Origin of the sequence: Ligilactobacillus salitolerans (assembly GCF_003864415.1) — a bacterium.
GTDB classification, from domain to species: domain Bacteria; phylum Bacillota; class Bacilli; order Lactobacillales; family Lactobacillaceae; genus Ligilactobacillus; species Ligilactobacillus salitolerans.
Map to the genome: position 1 here is coordinate 23,896 of NZ_BFFP01000013.1, position 19,502 is coordinate 43,397.

The following is a 19,502-nucleotide window of genomic DNA, read 5'->3' on the forward strand; positions in this document are numbered from 1 at the left end:
ATACTATTCACCCCGCTCACCACGATTCTTCTTGGAAGTGGAACTCACCTTTCTAACTTGAGGACTATTATGCTCAATAATTGTTTGCCGCAGTTTTCTCAGTCTTTCATAACTTGGAGCTGTACCATTCAGCGCATTGCTTCCAAAAATATCACTATTTTTCAGCTCAGTCCTAATATTTTCTTCATTCATACGATGCACTTCAGTTTCTTTATTGCGGGTTAAGACATATTCTTCATCTTTGCGCTTTAAATCATCAGTTAGTTCAATGTAGTGAGACGAATATATAAGTGTACTTTTATTAACATTGACCCTTGGATCAGTAAAAAATCCTATAAAGTCCCTAACAATTTGTTTGTTAACATGCAATTCAATTTCATCAACAAGGAGAGTTGCGCCACTTCTCAGTGCCGTTAAAAACTCAAAGAATAGAGTGATGCCTTTAACCGTACCAGAAGAAACATACTTTCCAATATCATTAAAGTCCGCCACAGTTATTTGTCGTTCACTATTTTTAAACTTCAATTTATAGCCAATCGTGTTATTATCTTCGTCGACTTGATATTTCAAATAGTCTATAGAGTTATCCAAATATTCTAGCAATTCTGTTGGAGTTTCATCAGAAAAACTCTGTACAACATTTCTATCGGTTATCGGAACTGTTGATAACACTTCATAAACATTGGCTGTTTGATTATAAATTCGAAAAATTGAATCCTCCGAACTTAACAATCTCAATTCATTATCGCTTAACTTAGAGCGGTGCACTTCTGGTGCCTGACCATCAAATTCAAAGTACCGTGATTTGGGAACTTTTACATTTGAATGAAACACTTTTTCATCACTGATTCTCCAAACAGGCAGATCACGGTCATTAAAAGTCTCATTAAAGGACGTTTCAACACGATATCTGTCGCCTTCGTTGGAAGCAAGAAAACCTATTATTTCAATCGAATCTTTGCGTGGCCAAAAGGATTTAAATAAATCTGTTTGATCGATAGACAGTGATTCCAGATAAAAATCATTCAATCCTTTGAAAATATTCATTAAGGTACTCTTGCCAGTAGCATTGATACCGACCAGTCCAATTGTTTTATTGATCGTTAAAACATCATTAAATGCCGTTACTCGTTTTTTGGTTTTACTTGTAACTTGGCCAGCTGTTTGAATAGTGAACTTAGTCCCATCTTCAAACAAAGAGTGACCGGAAATTTGAAAACCAATTAATTTGATTGCTTTCACCATTCATTCCTCCAAATTACATATATTATGTAATTATCATAACTCTCTTAAGGATGAATGTATACAGAAAACCTTCAGAAAAAAAGCGAGCAATCACAATGATCACTCGCTCCAAACTAGCTTTCGGCAGAGCCTGAGCTAGCTAACGGATTTCCGTTATTTCATAAGAACACTATACTCTTAGACCGTTACATCGGCAATTATTTTGTTAGTTAAGTCATGGCAAACAATGTTCTCATACCACTACTACCACAGGTTAAACTCCATGGTTGTCGACTTAAGAGCTTATTCCCATTTACTCCGTTCAATCTAAATCAATCACTTCTTCAGCTTGATTGTAGATTTCAACTTGATTTTCAACGTCGATCCTATTAACTAACCAGCCTCTCATTGAACATTGTTGGATAAAATCTTCAATTCGATTTTTGCCATGGATCTCTTTTAATGTGACAACAATCCCAAACTTAATACCGTTGCCGTCGTTGCTTTGAAGACGATTCTTCATTTTTAGACTGAATCCCCAAATCCCAGAATCTTGATATGATTTTCTAGGTCTAGTTCTGGAGGTCAGTTTTTCCCCAAAACTTTTAACATTATCCCATTTTCTAAATAGCAAGCGGACTTTTGATTCACCTAAATAAAACCTGCCGTCTTCAGCTTGAATATTGTCATTAATTGTTTGGATCGTCTGACCAGTAACTCTTCCAAAATGTAAATCCAACTCGGTATCAGTGTAGTCCACCCCTTGATTTCTATTACATTCTGGAAAATAACACAGGGTAGCACGAGCCACAAATGGGTGTTTCCCTTTTTCCAACGGAACAGGAAGATTGTAATTATATGTTTCGTACTTATTGGCTACACCATTTAGAACAAAGCGAATCTCATCGTTAGCTGAATGCAGAATTTCATTGATATTCTGCGGAACAACTCCAAATCCAACCAATGAAGAAACACTATCCTGTTTATGCCAACCTCTGGCTGCATCAACAATTAACGCCTTGCTTAGTTCGCGACTAAACCCCATTACTTCAATTAAATAGGCTACCTTTCTTGTGATCCAGGGAGCTGCAAAAGAAGTTCCCGTGACTTTCTTTGTCCCCATGGCCGTGCACACTTTGATTTTTTTCTCCTGATCTCCACCAAAATAACTAACGTCAGGTTTCGTAAAAAAAGATAAGACAATTCCATCTCTGGAATACAATGCAGGGTTTCCCTCAGAATCCACGGAATTAACAACGATTGAATTAATTGAGTCCGCTGGGGCACCAATTTTCATTTTTCCCGGATGATTTCTAGGCTTATTAGTTCCACTGATGATAAAAATAACATCTTGTTCATATTCTATTTGATCTAAAATTGCAGCTTCAGGAGAAATAAAATTATCATTGACTTCCAACATCGAACCTAAAGAAAGATTCCAGACCTTAATGTCCTTGTTTTGCGCAATGATTTGTTTGATTGCTTTGATGACACTAAACGAGCTTGCCCTGTCACCATTCGTCACTCCAAAATGACGCACGCGGAACCGTCCGCAGCCATCTTCTAACTCAGGATTGAAGCTCGGGCCATCAACAATAATTGAAGTCACTGCTGTCCCATGATCGGCTCCCCACGGAACATCAGGAATATCTTCAGAAACTAAATTATGGTAATCTACCCAGGAAGAAAAATAAACATCTTGATCAAAAACCGTATCAATCACACCAACAATTGGTTCGTTGTTGGGTGCAGGGATCGTAATTTTACTATCGACCTCTTCAGTCGCAGCAACAATTGGAGAAAGTTTGGCAATATCCGAGACTGACATGGAAATTAAATAAGGAGCTTTTTCTTGCAAAAGTTCAAAATCACCCGGCTGTAATCTCATCGTAGTCCGATCTAGCAATTCAATTTTAGAGAGGCCAACTTTCTGTAATAGGTCAACTGTGTTAACTCCAGTATCATAAATTGTCACGATTGATGGAACAGTTGAAACCACACTAAGTTGTTCAACACCGAATTTTTCCACTCTCAAAGTATCCACAATTATACGTGCCAATTTGGTTTTCGGAAATCCGCCAAAATCTGCCTTAATTTTGCCGGAAGTAATTGCGGCCACATCCGTGTTTGTGATTTCATCTCCAAAGTGGTCTTGAATAAACGACCTCGCAGTTTCTAAACGAGTGATTGTTTCTTGAATGGCTTCTAGTGTGACACAGTGAGTGATAATATGCTTTTTTTCGCCAGTACTCGTGAATTTTGCACCAACAATTGAACCATTTGCTTTTTCATTTTTTTGAACTAACAGAGCTTGAATCCTATTACTTTTAGCGATTACCTGATCATAGTAGACTGAAACAAGCGGTTTAATAAAACTTGGCTGTTTAGTCCAAAAAGCTTGCACTTGCAGTAAGTTTTTAATTAGTTCTTCAAAGTGATCCAAGGAAATAACAGCATCTTGTGGCAACGTAGGCGCACCTGGCCTTTGTGAACTCTTTCTTTGCTCAAAGCGACCTTTTAATTCTAGGATTTGATTCATTTATTTGCCCTCGTTTAATTCTCGTGAAACTGTACTCTTCGGAATAGATGTCAGAACCTCAATTTCACGTACTGTAAAGCCCTTCTTCTTTAATTCTTCTACACTTAATTGCTGATTATCCATAACCTTCTCGTATAAGCGCTTCAAGTAATTGAATTTATCATTTGGGTCACTAAAAGCAACCACTGTTTCGATGAGATTCTTTAAATTGCCCGGGTATGGAATGTGCGGTAACAACTGTAATATTTTTCTAAAAAGACGGACATTTCTGCCTGCTTCGGGCACTTTTATTAGAACACCATTTAAAATACTCTCTGCAATCTCGAGTAAGTCATCTTGTGAGTATCTATCGAAATCAACAACAGCATTAAACCGGCGGATCAAAGCTTGATCAAAATCTTGAAAAAGATTAGTTGTGGCTAGTAATACTATTTGACTATTAAGATGATCTAGGCCTTTTAAAACAGCAGAGGTAGCTCGCCCCATCTCTCTCACATCGTTATGATTTGTGCGATCAAGGGCAATTGCATCGATTTCATCGAAGAGGATAACCACTTTTCCCGGTTGCGAAAGCTCATTAATCTCTGCAAACATTTCACTAATATTCTTAGCAGTCTGACCTAACCTGCTGTCGATCAACTGATCAAAATCAACTTGATATAATTTCCGATCTAGAAGTCGTGCAACCTGTTTAACCGTTTCCGTCTTACCAGTTCCGGGAGAGCCTTTAAAAATAAATTTATTGACCCCGAGTTTATGATTAACTGCATTAATTATTCCTAAAACATCATTAGTAATGATGTCAGGTAAAGGCAGGGAAACATCTTCTGCTCTAACCTCTTTAAAAAATTTCAGACCATTTGTATTCGCTTGAGGGACAAAAGTATTTGCGTCAGATAGCAGCGACACAATATATTCAGAAATTTGACCATCACCATTATTATCGAATTCTTTGGCAATCAGGTATGCTTGTTCACGAAAAGCTGGATTATTTTGTTCAGTATGATAGCGGATCAAATTTAAAACATCCTTTTTCTTCATTTCTTACACCTTTCCCCTTTAAATTTTCAAATGTCATTATATCACCAGCTGGGACATCTTTCTATTTTTTGGGACTAAAATAGATATTTTAAATTCAATAATCTTCGCTTATCTATCAAAATAGCAGAATAAGGCCTACCAATCGGTTGGGTCTTATCCTGCTATTTTCAAATTATCTTTACTTAACGGTTCGTGGATTTTTTTCTTTGAAGAAAACTCCCAGCCCCAATGCTGACAAAACTAAACTCAATAATCCTAGCCAGCTTGTATGGCTATCTTGCTCACTACCAGTTTTTGGCAAAGCGGCTGATTTAACGGTTGCTGCCTGAACAGTCTCTTCATGTAGTGCTGGCAAGACTACTTTCGTGTGGTGCTTGAAGTTCAAGACTTCTTGTTGCGCTTTTTTTGTTGCATTAACAGCGCGCTGGTATTCAGCGTTAGCCACAGCTTGTTTCTGCTGAGCTGTATCTAGTTTAGCTTGTGCGGCTTGTTGCTTATTCTTAGCCTGAGCTAATTCTGTTTGGGCTTTGATCACTGCTTGTTCAGCTACAGCAAGCTCTTCTTTTGCGGTTGCCAAGAGTTCGTCTGCGTGTGTCATCCGGTACTGATAATCCTGAGCAGCTTGCTGGGCTGCAGTCTTATCTGCCACCTGTGCAGAAGCTTTATCAGCAACTTCTTTTGCAGTAGCTTGTTGCTCACTGACAGTCTTCAATTCTGCCTGTGCTTGGACTAAAACAGCCTTTTTCTCTGTGACAACTTTATTTGCAACAGTCAAATCTGCTTGAACTTGGGTCAACTTATCCTGCAATTCTGTTAGTTTCTGTTGAGCCTCTGCTTGCTTGGCTGGCAAATCACCTAAAGTAGCGGTAATTTCATCAATCTTCGTTTGACTAGTAGTGATCTGCTGGTCAAGTTGCTGGATCTCCTGGGTCAGGCTTTCCACTTTTTTGTTAGCAGCTGTTAAACGCTTTTGCGCAGCTTCTAATTGTTGCGTGGGACTAACAGCTGCACGTACAGTGAGTGACCTAGTTGATAAAGTGTTTCGATCTTGTGAATTATCTTCGGTGTCTGTGCCATTAACCAGATGCCATAATTCTTCGACTACTTTTTGAGCAGCGTCTGCCTTTTCTTCAGCTTCTTTCACAGCTTGATTATAATCCGCATAATGTGGAGTATCTGGAATTGCTACTTTATCCGGAGTGCTGCCAGCAACATCATAATCATCGATTCCTACAATGACGATCTCATCATGGTTAAAGGAAACTCCCAGATGAGTTGGCTGATAATTATCCCGATCACCATCATAAGCACTCCATTCAAGACCTTCTGGCTTTTCCATTTCACCTAATAAGTAATTATCCGCTGGCCAGGTCAATCTTCCAGCAAGAATACCAGCTATTTCAAGTTTTAAGTCATTCATTGTAAAAGCATTTTTTTCATGAAGTTCCCCAGATTCAAGCATCGAATGACCCACTAATTGATTTAATTCCGCGATGGAGTCATAAGTATCCCCAATAACTTGTTCATTTTCTCCATCAAACTCATAACCAAGGGCAACATGATACTTCTCATTAATCAGTTGCTTGGCATCGTCATCAACCTCGATGTAATCAGAGTCATCTTCATCATCATGATAATTTTTAATAGCAATGTTAGCGAAGTCCTTCGCAATTTCTTGATCAACTTTATTTGAAGTTAAATGTGGTGCAGCTGTTCCCCAATAATCACGTGCCTGATTAACCATATCTAAAACAAAATTGGTCAAAACGTTCCAATCGTTTTCCGATAACTGATCAAAACTAGTATACTGTTTTTCAAAGCCGTCAGGATCATTTGAATAAAAGCTGTTGAAAATTGCAACATAAATTGTATCAGCTAACTCAGACATTTCAAGATTATCCTGCCCACGTCCAAGCAATTTATGCCAGTCTTGTAAATTTTCTTGAGTTAATTGTACGTTTGGCAAAGCCTCCTGTTTGGTGTAAAGTTTAGCATATACATCATATAATTCTTCGTACTTGCTTTCAGCATCCAACATCTCCTGATAATGCGGATTCTTAGTATAATCAATCTCTTCTTGACCATCATTACTATCACCCTCTTGCAGTTCATCAACTGCTTCCTGGGCATCATCTTGTTCTGCTTGGGCGGATTCAAGTTCATCTTCCTTGTCACTTTTCTGGTTTTCCAAGTCGATGCGTTCATTTATTGCGTCAGATTGAGCCTGGTTTAAATTCTTTTCGTTCAAGCCAGCTGCATATTTTTGCTGGTCAGCCAAATCTTTTTGAGTTTGATCCACCGCACTTTGCGCCTGTCCTTTTTGTTTTTGCGCCAGATCATAATCTGCTTGAGCCTGATCAGTTACTGCTTGCTGCTGTTTCTGGTCAGCATTTGCTTGATTCAAAGCCGTTTGAGCTTGAGCATTCTTGTCCTGTGCATTGGCTAAATCACTTGCCGCTTGATCTACCGCCTGCTTAGCTTTCTCAATTCCACCATTTTTAGAGTCAGCTAAATCTGCTTGGGCATCAGCGACCTTTTGCTTGTCTGCCGCCACATCAGCTTGAGCAGCATCCGCTTTGCTTTGCGCATGGTCAACTGTTGCTTGAGCCGCAATACTATCTTGTTTCGCCGTTTTCGCGGCTTGATCAGCTGCCTGCTTATTTTTCGCAGCTTGCTGACTTTGCTGTTGTGTCTCTTGAATACTTGGAGCCTGTTTAACAGACACTGCATCAGCATTGGCTGACACAACGTTTGCCCCCGCAATCGCTGTCCCAACTGCTGCTGATGATAAAAGTGCTTTCGTTACCTTGTGTTCCATGATTCGAATCGCCTCTTTTTTCAGATAGAACGACTTAACTAAAGAAACCGGTTAAACTATTCCTTATTTATAATATCGGCAAATTCAATCAAATATTAAGGCTATAAATAGAAAAATATTATTTTTGTTTTGATAAAAAATTCAAGTTTATATTAGTCATCACAATTATCTTATATCATCCAGTTTATTTATCAATGTACTCAAATCACAATAGGAACAACTAGTCTTTTCAAAATGATAAACAAAGCGCGCCGCTGACCGTTTTCTTTGCTATAATAGTAATGACAGTGATTTCACACTGCTAAATTCAAAATGGGGTTGAAGATACCATGAGTAATAAACATCAAGAAGTACAACACCGTCATCACCATCACAAGAAACATCGCGTCTGGAAATGGGCAGTTGGCATCATCCTGGCACTCCTAGTCGTCAATGGAGTAGTCCTAGCAAAGTTCTACCATGACGCCAAGACTTCAGTTGAATCTACTTACAAACCAGTCAAACACAATACTGGCCGCAGCAGTGCCGTCAGCTATAACGACGGTAAGCCATTCTCAGTTTTGCTTCTTGGGGTCGATACCGGGGACCTGGGACGGACTGAACAGGGCCGTTCTGATACAATTATTGTCGCAACTGTAACACCGAAAAAAACTACTCTGCTGAGTGTTCCACGTGATACTCTAGTTACGATTGCAGGTCATGCTGGTAACAACAAGATCAATGCTGCCTATGCTTATGATGGTGTCAGTGGTTCATTGAACACTTTGCAAAGTTACCTGGATATTCCGTTAGATCACTACATCGAGGTCAACATGAAAGGCCTGGAACAATTGTCGGAAGCAATCGGACCAGTTGAAGTTGACAACGACCTGGACTTTACCCAATCTGGACACCATTTTGCGAAGGGTACTGTGACGATTAACTCCGAAAACATCTTAGCCTTCTCTCGGATGCGTCATGAAGATCCACGGGGAGATTATGGCCGTCAGCTGCGTCAACGTCAAGTGATCACCGCACTTGTCAAAAAGATTGCTTCAGTCGGCAGCATTACCAAGTACCAGTCGATCCTAAAAGCTATTTCATCAAATATGAAAACTGATATCTCATTTAGTGATATGAAGAAGATTTACGCGAACTACAAAGATGCCACAAATATTTCCCAGATCCAGCTGCAAGGCAATGGGCAAATGATCGATGGTGTATCATATGAAGTTGTTTCATCCGATACATTGCAAAAAACACAAGCCAAGCTCAAAGAACAGCTTGACGTTAAATAACAGTTCTATTTGAAGGTTCTATAATATCTGGTACTGATAGAGAAATTTTACTATCTGTACCAGTTTTTTGTTTTTTGTATTAATATAAAAAAAGAGACAGAGCCACTACACCCTGTCTCACTCAATTCCACTCCGTCTGAACGACGAAAATAGAAAGAGATCTTACACATAGATAATCTTACACTCAATTACTTAGGAATTAAAGACCCTTGCACTGTTCCTGATCCTAAATTTAAAGACCAGCCTTTTTACTTTGCTGATTATCAGGGTGAAACAGCGCGCTTTATTCATCTCATGCAGACCTATTCCCGCTTATGCCCCAAGTGCCGTCAGACAATGCGTAAAAACGGCTTTAAAACAGTCCAAATCGTTGGCCTACGTGCAGCTGGAATACTTAACATTTTCTTGATCCGGAAGCAAAAATTTATCTGTCCTGCTTCAAAAAAATGTAAAAGAATAGTGACTAAAATTGCTAAAACCCTGGATGTTGAGCCTAACACTCAGATTGCGAAGGCTGTCAAATACCACTCGATCACTCAGCTTAAAAATAATCGTACGCAAGCAGATATTGCCGAAGAATACGGGATTTCTACCATGTCCGTCATGCGTTTTGGACAAGAAATGGCCAGTTATTTTAAACCCAGGTATACCTGGCTTCCTCAAGACATTGCCTTTGATGACTTCAAATCTAGCAAGTTTGCGAAAAGCGGAATGAGTATCTTACTGATGGATATCGCCCAACACCGCACCTTGGACATCATTCGTTCACGGACTAATACATACCTGCGCAACTATTTTTATCAATATCCACGCAAAGCACGGCTGGCAGTTCAAACTGTGACTGTTGACTTGTACTCGCCTTATCGCCCGCTGATCAAAGAGCCTTTCCCCAATGCCCTGATCATTGCGGATCGTTTCCATACTGTAGTTCAAGCTTACCGTGGCTTAAATAGTGTGCGAATTTCAGTCATGAAGCAATATGGTGCAAAATCCCATGAAGGTCGCGCACTCAAGCGCTTCTGGAAACTCTTAGTGAAAGATTCAAACAAAGTTGATTATCAAGAACATAAAACACGGATCAATTTTCAGCGCAGACCATTAACAGATTCTGAGGTAGTTGATCGTCTGTTGAAAATGTCTCCTGAGCTAGCTCAGGCATACAAGTACTACCAAGACCTTTTACTAGCTGTAAACCGCAAGGATGCAGTCTTATTAGAGGAACTCTTGAACTCGCCTCAGAAACTGCCCGAAGTCATGAAAAAAGTCAATAAAACGCTGCTCAAGCACTTTGATGAGATTGTGAATAGCTTCAAAACCTCATATTCAAACGGCCCGGTTGAAGGTACCAACAACAAAATCAAGGTTATCAAGAAGACTGCCTATGGCTTTAGAAACTTTGCCAACTTCCGCCTGCGCATTCTCCTGGCACTGAAGACTAGCTTTTTAAGCATGAATATTCGCAGAGAGATCAAAAAAGCCACCCGTCCCATTCAGGAACAGGCAGCTTGATCAAGCTATACCAATTTTTTGGAATTTTAAATATCATTACCCATCAGTACCACTTGACGAAGAGCCCAAAAATCACCTCATCTCATTTGATAAGGCAATTATATTAAATCTGGATTTTTATTAAAATACGTCCGATGTGCACCGCTTACGGTTCATCCGTAAAATTTTTGAAAACCATCACCCAAAAAATATTTTAATATAAAGCATTTTGAAGTTGCTCATCTAAGCTGATATTTAACAATGTCACAGATTGAACTTTACTGTTGTATCCCACAACTTGCAAATGGTTGTATGCATTTGGCATATCTATATCGACTTTTGAAATAAAGTCACTTTTTGTCACTCTTTGTAAACTATTATAATTAAATGAAAAATGACTATTTGTAACAACAAATTTTTTGTTTTCAAAATTACTATCATTTATTATTTTATTTATCTTAGGAATTAAATCTGTTGTCCTTAAGCCATCCATAAAATGATTGTCATTTTTATTTTCAATATACCAACTCTCATCTAATATCGGATCTACAACAACCGCTTTATAATCACCCAGTAGAGCATGATAAAATGCACCTGTGCCACCTTTACTACTACCCCAAAAAACAACATTTTTCTTATCTATTTTTTGATCAGCCATAATAAAAGAAATAAGATTTTGAACTTGATCCTCGTAATCTGGAAAATTAACAGTGTTAATGTATCCAGAACCGTGAGACAAATTAAAGTCCATAATCCTTAGCACCATAGTATCTTTAACAAGCTCCTTTTGAATATTTTGCCAAATATTAAAATACATCCTCTTAGATATCGTTGCTTCGTTACTAGCGGAAAAATGGGCGAACAGAACAACTAGTTTTTTGCTTCTATAGCTACGCTGTTCAACACTATCTTGGATTGTATATTTCAAATCTTCAAACGTTTTTAACTCTGGATTTGGGAGCGCAAAGGTTTTACGTTTTTGAAAATAAGAAACCCCATTGATATGCTCACCTAAAATATAATCATGGGCCAATAACTTTTTAAATTCTTTTTTAACAAACTCGTTATCTACAGAAAGTTGTAGCATGTTGCTGTCTGAATGCATATTTACTCTAATTTTATTTGCAGTAAAATCTGGGTTAAAGTCTTTCAAAAAATCTACATTTTGAACATCCATAAAAGTATCCGTCCTTTTAAAAATTCATTTTTTTGCTAATGTTTCCATACATTATAATTAAATAATTTTCTTTTTAAAGTAATATAAATTGTGCTACTTTGTAATCTTGCGTTCCATTACTACTCTATATTTCATTATCAGATTCGATGATTTCTCTAATTAACTTAACAACTCTTTCAGTTGATTTGCCGTCTGTATATCGATACATCTTTTGCTTGAATAAGTCTCGTTTTATTTTTAATTTCTCGTCCTCACAGTGCTCAATTGCTTTAACAAGCTCTTTTTCATTTTTGACTACTGATCCTGGATACTCACGCTTATAATCAATTGTCAAACCCGGCTTTTTAGAATATTTCTTCAAGTCAGGTACATAGGCGATCACGGGCTTATCGAATGCCATCCAATCAATCGTGATGGCAGAGTAATCTGAAATCAATATGTCAGTGACGCAAAATAGCGACGAAATCAGTTCATCCTTCACGAAAAGAACATTCGGATCTTGTTCATATTCTGAATGCTTAATCAAAGGATGAGCCTTATATATAATTATGTAGTCATCACCAAGGGCTTGATGCAATGCTTTTAAATTGATACCCGCTTCCTTGAAATGTGTACTAATTCTGCCACGGAAAGTTGGAGCATACATGATAACCTTTTTATCTTTAAGATTGGGAAATTTTTTCAACAATCTTGCCTTGGTCTGCTCAATGAATTCTTGGTGAAATATCTTATCATTATTGGGAATACCAGTAACCACAACATGGCCCTCTGGCAAGTTAAATGCCCTAGAATAAAGAGGTTTAAAAAAGTCTGAATTAGCGATCGTATAATCATAATTCTTGATTGTATAATCTCTGTCCACATCGTTGCCAAATTGTTTTAATGCCCCGGTCGCGTGCCACAATTGCAGCACTTTAACACTCCTTTTATGTGGAAACCTTGAAACTACAAAGTTGTTGTAGTCAATTATGACCAAGCGGGAACTTTGAATTAAGAATAACTGACGAATACAAGCCAGTCCATATTTTAGATTTCCCAAAAGCGTTGGTTCAAACTTGAATAAAACTGTTTTCAATTCATAGTTAGTATTTAAAGCCAATGAATTATGTAACAGTTTAAAATCCTTGGCAAGATTGGCATGTTCTAATGAAATAAAAGTAATTCGATTCTTATGAACTTTACTAAGCAGAGAGAAAGGATAAAAGAACCCCAGAATAACTGTTAAAACAATTGATTTAAGCTTCACGGAAAATCTCCCCCAAGACTTTAGCGCAAACATTTCCATCATTCCAAAGGTTAAATTTCTGATTAAAATCTGCCAAACGCTGATAATCAAAATCATTTTCTTTGATTTTTTTCAAAAGCTCTGTTTCAGTCTTAACGACTCCATTTGGCAATTCCTCAGGCACCTTTAAGTAAAAACCACGCAGCTCTTCCTTATATTCATCAAAATCATACATATAAAAGTAAATCGGTCGACCTAAAAGTGCATAATCAAAAAATACACTTGAATAATCAGTAACCAGTACATCACTCATAAGGTAAGCATCGTTAATGTCTGCACTTGCCCCCATGGTGTACACAAAATCATTTAGACTAGCAGGAACTTGATAACCGTTAGAAATTAAGTAATGTGGTTTAAATAAAACAACATACTCATCTGATAAGTATGAATGCCAGCGTTCAAAATCAACCTGTAATTCAAAAGTATAGCCATTGAGAGTAAAAGAATCATCACGCCAAGTTGGCGCATATAAAATAACTTTCTTATCAAGTGGCAAGCCATACTGTTGTTTAATTTTTGAAATTTTGTCTTGATCAACTCCTACCAAACAATCTAGTCTAGGATAACCAACTTCTAATATTTTTTCCTTGGGAAAAGCAAATGCGCTTGAAAAAGCCTGGGTTGAAAATGAGTTAGGCGAAAGTAAATAATTCCAATGACTGCCATCACTATCATAACTTTTCACCATCTGAGCGTAGGATTGACGACTCCGATAGTAAGTTGAGCCATTATCAACGATATCATGGCCTAAACGTTTCAACGGTGTTCCATGCCACGTCTGCAAGTATACCTGCGAGTCACGTTTATGATAGTAAGGCGCCATCTTCGCATTAAAAATCCAATACTTAGCCTTTGTCAATAAGTAATAATACCTAAGAGAATTGAATTTAACACTCTCTGCGCCATCAACAACCTGGGCCTCCTTAAACGCCCAAACAAAGCGATAATCAGAAAACTCATTGTTGTCTCGCATATATTCGAACAGATAGCGTGGATTATCTGAATAAGCCCTGCCATTAAAGGAGACGAAGATAATTAACTTAGGATCTTCCCTAACAAATACACTTAAGATCCTTAACATTAACCCGAGCATGAACCTACACAAATGCAACCAAATAAAATAAACTATTCTCATTTTTGTCCCCCTATAGAATTAAATGATTTTTCGCTGGCTCGTTTCTGATTTCTTTAGCCTTCTTTTGTAAAAAGGCACGAAATTAAAGCCTTTTTCCCACTTACTGATTGCCTGAGTAATTCTGTCCGAATTATTCTGATCAACAAAAGAAAAATATTTTTTCTGGTAAGCATCGAGAGCCCCTGTTTCAGGATGTTGAACAAAATTTTCAATTTTCTGGACTAATGACATTGGGTCTTGAACAATTATTCCAGCTAAATCTTCATGGAAATCCAAATAGCTGCCTTGCGTTTCTAGGTACTCTGCCTGATCGAACTGAAACAACACAGTTGGAATACTGTAGTAAAGAGCATCCCACATAATACTACTGTAATCTGTAATTACTAACTGGCTGCTTTTTAATTCTTTATCAAGCGGAATCTCACTTTGATGAATAACTCTGATATTTTGATCATCGGTTTGAAAATATTTTTCGAAACGAACGAACTTAGGGTGCATCATGAAGTGCAAACTGTACCCAGAATCATGTAAGATTCTTTTTATTCGCTCAGAATGAAGCAGTTCACTGTACGCTTGATAAAAAGCACTCTTCAGAAATTCATCATCCGATAAAAGTTCGAGCTGGGTCCGCCAAGTTGGCATTACAAAGATCTTTTTTCCTCGCAAGATTTTTTCTGGATTATCCCAGCGGGCCAAACCAGTCACCGCAATATTTTGAGGCGAATAGCCTAAATAGTCTGTCACAATATTTTTCTCGATTTCAGAACTGGTGATAAATAGGTCGGCGTGGTTCAAGCGATTACTTGCAAAAAATGTATTATCAACCTGCTTTAGTCCCAAGACACCATGTTGCAAGAAAACAAAAGGCTTGCGGTTTAAAGCATACCTAACGATACTTTGATTATGCCGCCACGCGTACGCATGACCTTTTGCTTCAGAGGCGATAAAGTACTTTGATACTAAAACCAAAAGCAAGTGCTTAATACTCATAAAATACACAACTTGCTTTCGATAAGGTAAAAGGTTGGCTAAGTCTGGGGAATCCTTCGTAATTATATAGAAAAGCTTCCTATCTGGGTGGCGTTCTTGAACATTAGCAAAATAATAAAAAGCATTATCACGTGCGTAATTAGAAAATTTTTCATAGATAAGTTTCGTATCTTTATAATACCAATATACAAAGGGAGCTATGATGCAGGCGAGTAATTCCTTGGCATTATAAATCCAACTATCGTACCGGTCTTTTGCACGAATCTGCATGGATAAGCCCCCACCAGCTGCAAAATACTCTGTACTTAAATAAAGTTGATCATCATGCTGTATAGTTTGACTTTTTAAATGAAGCAAATTAATTAAAAGCCGTTGCCAGCGAGATTTATTTTTGAGCCTGGCTTGCTGCACTTCCCCATCAACATCTATATACTCCAAATAAACATCATAGTATAAATTTTGCGGAGAAAATTTTTCTAATGGCACTGAAAAGGTTATTTGATTCAAGCCGAGTTTACATGGTGATATCTTCAAAGAACAACTATTATCTTTTCTTGCTTTAATTATCAAAAATGGTAGCTGACAATCTTCTCTGCCGCGGATTCTTACAATAACGTTGCTACTTTTATTTTTAATACTGATAATTGTTACCTTGTTTACCATTCTTAATTCTCCAGTCAAAAGATAAGTAAAGTTTAACCTCTGAAAGCTATTTCAACTTAGAGAGGTTGTTGAAGCATCTTATCTTAACAGCAACCTAGATGTTTTTTTATAATTCTCGAATTAATCTAACACCTAAATGCCCTATTGCATCAAAAATTTTACTAAATCAAAATTAAGTGAGCCGTTCAAAAGCGTGATTATCTCATATTTGTCCGTCGATCCAACAAGACTATTTGTCTGGTATGCTAAAAGATTATTTATGTCAAAAGTCTTTAAACCTGGTATGTCAGAAAGCTTTTTTATTTCATTATAAGTTGTTGGGACATTGGAATTTGAAACGATAAAAGCTTGATTTTTCCTTCGTAAATTTTTAGATGCTTCTCCAATTTTTATGCTAAAATCCAGTTCCTTATCACCTTTCATAAAGTCCAAACCATTTTTATTTTCTACAAAGTAATTTTCATTCACTATGGGATCAATGCTAAAGTAGCTTGCAATTTCCAAGTAAGTATCTTCGAAAAAAATGGTTGAAAATTCTTTTGCCAGTATTATCAGAATCAGTCCCAAATTAAGAAAAAATAAGAATCATTTTTGGGCTTTGCAATCCACTAATTTTTTTGCGGATGAAGTTCCAGCTTATAATAAATTTCGTCATCCTTTAAAATATCTTTCCTAGTCCACTTCCATCAATTCTTTTACTACGTCTTTATGAAATCAAATCATAAACTCAAGAGTAAAATATCGCTATACTTAATTCCCGCTTGTGAGCTTTGGCAAGCTAATACCAATATAGATTCAGAACTTTAAGTATAGGCAATTATTTTATTAGCAGACCAATCTGGTTGCCAATTTTATAACAAACCCACAGAAAAAAATCATACTAAACTACTCTCCTGTAGATCTTTAATGCTAAGTTGTAGCTAACACTACCCTCACTCGCCTTTTGCTTAACATATTTTCGTAATTTCTTATAAACTGACGATAGAAAACCGTCTCTTTGAATTTTCGTTTCTTGATAGATTTGATCAATACTTTGTTCTGAATAGTTTATTGATGTTTCTTTCCTAACCAACAACATCTTATTAATCATTTTTGTCAGTTCGTTCTCAAGACGATTTGAATTCTTCGTGTCAGTGTACCTAAAGAAATCTAAAACCCTATTTTTATAAAGATCTGTCATTTGATAATTATTTTTGATAATTCGGCTTAATTCAAAAATAACCTTGTTAAAATCATCGCAAACTGGACCAAACCCCATCTCTTGAAAATCGAAGTACCCTTCTTTATTATTTGTATTTCCACCATCAAATTGGAAATACAGTGTCGGCTTACCTTGATATGCAATATCAAAATATATTGATGAGTAATCCGTTATTAGCAAATCAGCTTTTTTCAAAACATTTACATATCTTTGCTCAAATGGAACCTTTTCAATATACTTTGGAACTTCAAATCCAGTCTCAACTTCTCTTAATAACGGATGCAACATCAAAGAAATTGTGTGTCCCTGCTCGATCAACTCTTTCAGATAATCAGACTTCAGAAAATCTTCCCACTTCTGATAAAATTCTGTATCATGCAATTTTTTTATCTTATCTTCTAGTTTGTCCTTATCATTCCAGATTCCATTACGCCAAGTTGGTGCTATTAGGATATTTCCTTGGTTCTTCGAAATTGAATAATCTACCTTAAAACGGTCAAAACGTGGAAAGCCTGTCACTTTGACTTCTTCAGGCCCATACTCATACCCATATCCAAAGAAACCTTGTTGTTCTTGCTCACTAACAGTTACCAACAAGCGAATATCCTTTTCAATTTTACGCAACCAAAGGCTAAGATCCTGCTTAGTAACTCCATGTTGTAAAAAGATAAAGTTGTAATGATAAGCATCCCTGAGGTAACCAAAATTTTCTTGCCAAGGACGCATTTCAGTTAGGCTTGCCTGCGAGGAGATTAGATTTTGTGCTTGAATTAGCAGCTCTTCGTGTTCTTCACTGCCATACTCAACTAATCTGTAGTTTTCCTGTTCGAGCCTATCCCAATCGCTGGAATCGCGATTTAGCACAAAATAATTTTCCCATTCAGGATGCCTCTCGTTAATATACTTATAAAAGACTTCTGCATTGTCATCGGCCTTATTTGCCCGATCTTCGAAAATATTGATGATCTTGTTTGACGTTTTACTTTTTAATGCCAACTTTCTTAAATAGAGCAAACGCTCTTTTCTTGCTTGAGTCATTCCTTTCGAGCTAATAAATTTGGCAGTCAAATCATTTTCAAATCGTGATAAATTCTCTAAGTTATTGTCCCTAACTTCAAAATAATTATCATTGAAATTAAAACGCAGAAGCTTCTGGTTAGCCCATAGATAGTTGAATTTGATGTTATTACCCACTCCCACTAAGATACCACCAAACTCGATTTTCAAAGGAATACGAACTTTCTTGAAATTAATTTGAATTTGTAAGTACTTACTGTCGGTTAGAGATTTAATGGGAATACTAAAACTATAGGTGTACATACTATGTACCGGAAGACCAATCATTTTAACCCTGGCAGGTTCATCCAACTCTTCACTCACAAAAATTTGCTTGCCATCGGTTGCAGTAACATTTAAAAACTCTTTACCAAACAAATGATCAATTGTCCCAATAATATTAATCGAATTAGTTTCTGGTCGATATTTAAACACATATACTTTAGAAATAACATTTGATAAATAGTATGTTTTTTCACCATTAATTAAGTGAACATCATCTTTTAGACAAACTGGTAACCCAACCGCTTTATCTTGCAAAGGCAAGTCACCACTGTTTTTTAAATGGACAAGTGCCTCTTTTTGTACCCAACGAAGATGCCCTACTGCACGAATTTCATTTTCATCAATATACTGTAGTAACTCAGATACTAGATCTAAATACTCCGTATAAAATTCTGCCGACCCCTCAAAAGGCAGTTCTTGTCTTCTGACCTTCCAAGCCAGGTCATAAACGAGCATATTTTGAAGCCATTTGTCGATCCTGCCATCCTTTTCATGTGTACGAGCTAATTCCAACATCATTTTGATATTTGGAATATAGGTTGCTGAATCACTTCTTGAACTATCCATTGCTGAGTCGCCAGCACTCCTAGCACGGTAGCGATAAAAAAAATTGTTTATTAAAGCAAACTTCTTTTCCTGCTCCACTAGCTTTGCAACTAACGCAAAATCTTCCCCATATTTTCTACCTACTTCAAACCGCAAGGACGTATCTGCAAACAAGGTTCTTAAAAAAAACGAAGATGATATATGCGCAAAAATTTTCTTACTTGTCTTAGCAATATCAACTATTTCTTCATCTTTATCAAAATATTTATTTAAATTATGGGGCTCACTTTTTGCTTCAAAAGTATAAAGCGGAATATGAGAAATTTTAATATCAGGATGTTTCATAAAAAACCATTTCACCCTGAGCAAAACACCATCATCTAGCATGTCATCTGGATCTAAGAAATTAATGTACTTTCCTTTTGCAACCTCTATCCCCGCATTTCTTGCGACTGAAACTCCAGAATTTTCTTGATCAATAACTACAATGTTATTCGGATATTTTTCTTTCCATGCTTCAGCTTTCTCTAAACTTTTATCACTAGAACCATCATTTACAATGATTACTTGAACATTTTTTTCAAAGTTCAATTGTTGTTTTATCAATGAATCCATTGCTTCGTCAATATACCGATCAACATTGTATGTAGCCATAATAATTGAAAAGAAAAATTCGTTTCTTGAATATTTTCCTGACACCTCTTCTTGGGCTACTTCGTTACTTTTTTCTACATCTGGTATTTTAATAAGCTCGAGTGATTCCACACTTACTCCCCC

The 19,502-nt window shown here is 37.0% G+C and carries 12 protein-coding genes; 2 read left to right on the top strand and 10 right to left on the bottom strand.

The genetic code is table 11. The annotated features are described in order from the left end of the window. Positions 1 to 3: 3 nt before the first annotated feature. From LFYK43_RS05010 to LFYK43_RS05025, 4 genes are all read right to left on the bottom strand, one after another. Complete coding sequence (locus tag LFYK43_RS05010) at positions 4 to 1,242, bottom strand: AAA family ATPase (RefSeq protein WP_439957205.1); 1,239 nt, start codon at positions 1,240 to 1,242, stop codon at positions 4 to 6. A 304-nt stretch (positions 1,243 to 1,546) separates the two neighbouring features. Beyond that, the gene (locus LFYK43_RS05015) at positions 1,547 to 3,763 is read right to left on the bottom strand and encodes a S8 family peptidase (protein ID WP_124976032.1); all 2,217 of its coding nucleotides are present in this window, start codon (positions 3,761 to 3,763) and stop codon (positions 1,547 to 1,549) included. Beyond that, on the bottom strand, positions 3,764 to 4,804 hold the full coding sequence (locus LFYK43_RS05020; RefSeq protein WP_124976034.1) for an ATP-binding protein: 1,041 nt from the start codon (positions 4,802 to 4,804) through the stop codon (positions 3,764 to 3,766). Positions 4,805 to 4,982: 178 nt separating this feature from the next. Continuing rightward, positions 4,983 to 7,622, bottom strand: coding sequence for an LPXTG cell wall anchor domain-containing protein (locus tag LFYK43_RS05025; protein ID WP_124976036.1), 2,640 nt, complete (start codon positions 7,620 to 7,622; stop codon positions 4,983 to 4,985). 329 nt (positions 7,623 to 7,951) lie between these two features. Between LFYK43_RS05025 and LFYK43_RS05030 the strand changes: the two genes are divergently transcribed. Together LFYK43_RS05030 and LFYK43_RS05035 are read left to right on the top strand one after the other, a co-directional pair. Beyond that, complete coding sequence (locus LFYK43_RS05030) at positions 7,952 to 8,899, top strand: LCP family glycopolymer transferase (protein WP_124976038.1); 948 nt, start codon at positions 7,952 to 7,954, stop codon at positions 8,897 to 8,899. Between the two features lie 168 nt (positions 8,900 to 9,067). Then, positions 9,068 to 10,408, top strand: a complete 1,341-nt coding sequence (locus tag LFYK43_RS05035; protein WP_124976040.1) for an ISL3 family transposase — start codon at positions 9,068 to 9,070, stop codon at positions 10,406 to 10,408. Between the two features lie 193 nt (positions 10,409 to 10,601). Here LFYK43_RS05035 and LFYK43_RS05040 read toward each other — a convergent pair whose 3' ends face one another. The 6 genes from LFYK43_RS05040 to LFYK43_RS05065 form a co-directional block, all read right to left on the bottom strand. After that, positions 10,602 to 11,564, bottom strand: a complete 963-nt coding sequence (locus LFYK43_RS05040; protein WP_124976042.1) for an XcbB/CpsF family capsular polysaccharide biosynthesis protein — start codon at positions 11,562 to 11,564, stop codon at positions 10,602 to 10,604. 124 nt (positions 11,565 to 11,688) lie between these two features. Next, complete coding sequence (locus LFYK43_RS05045; RefSeq protein ID WP_124976044.1) at positions 11,689 to 12,810, bottom strand: CDP-glycerol glycerophosphotransferase family protein; 1,122 nt, start codon at positions 12,808 to 12,810, stop codon at positions 11,689 to 11,691. Continuing rightward, entirely contained in the window at positions 12,800 to 13,984 is a 1,185-nt protein-coding gene (locus LFYK43_RS05050; protein WP_124976046.1) for a CDP-glycerol glycerophosphotransferase family protein, read from the bottom strand. Before LFYK43_RS05050 ends, LFYK43_RS05045 begins: the two co-directional genes overlap by 11 nt. Before the next feature lie 18 nt (positions 13,985 to 14,002). After that, complete coding sequence (locus LFYK43_RS05055; protein ID WP_124976048.1) at positions 14,003 to 15,637, bottom strand: CDP-glycerol glycerophosphotransferase family protein; 1,635 nt, start codon at positions 15,635 to 15,637, stop codon at positions 14,003 to 14,005. A 141-nt stretch (positions 15,638 to 15,778) separates the two neighbouring features. Next, positions 15,779 to 16,141, bottom strand: coding sequence for a hypothetical protein (locus LFYK43_RS05060; protein WP_124976050.1), 363 nt, complete (start codon positions 16,139 to 16,141; stop codon positions 15,779 to 15,781). Between the two features lie 376 nt (positions 16,142 to 16,517). Continuing rightward, complete coding sequence (locus tag LFYK43_RS05065; RefSeq protein ID WP_124976051.1) at positions 16,518 to 19,490, bottom strand: CDP-glycerol glycerophosphotransferase family protein; 2,973 nt, start codon at positions 19,488 to 19,490, stop codon at positions 16,518 to 16,520. Between the last annotated feature and the right edge of the window lie 12 nt (positions 19,491 to 19,502).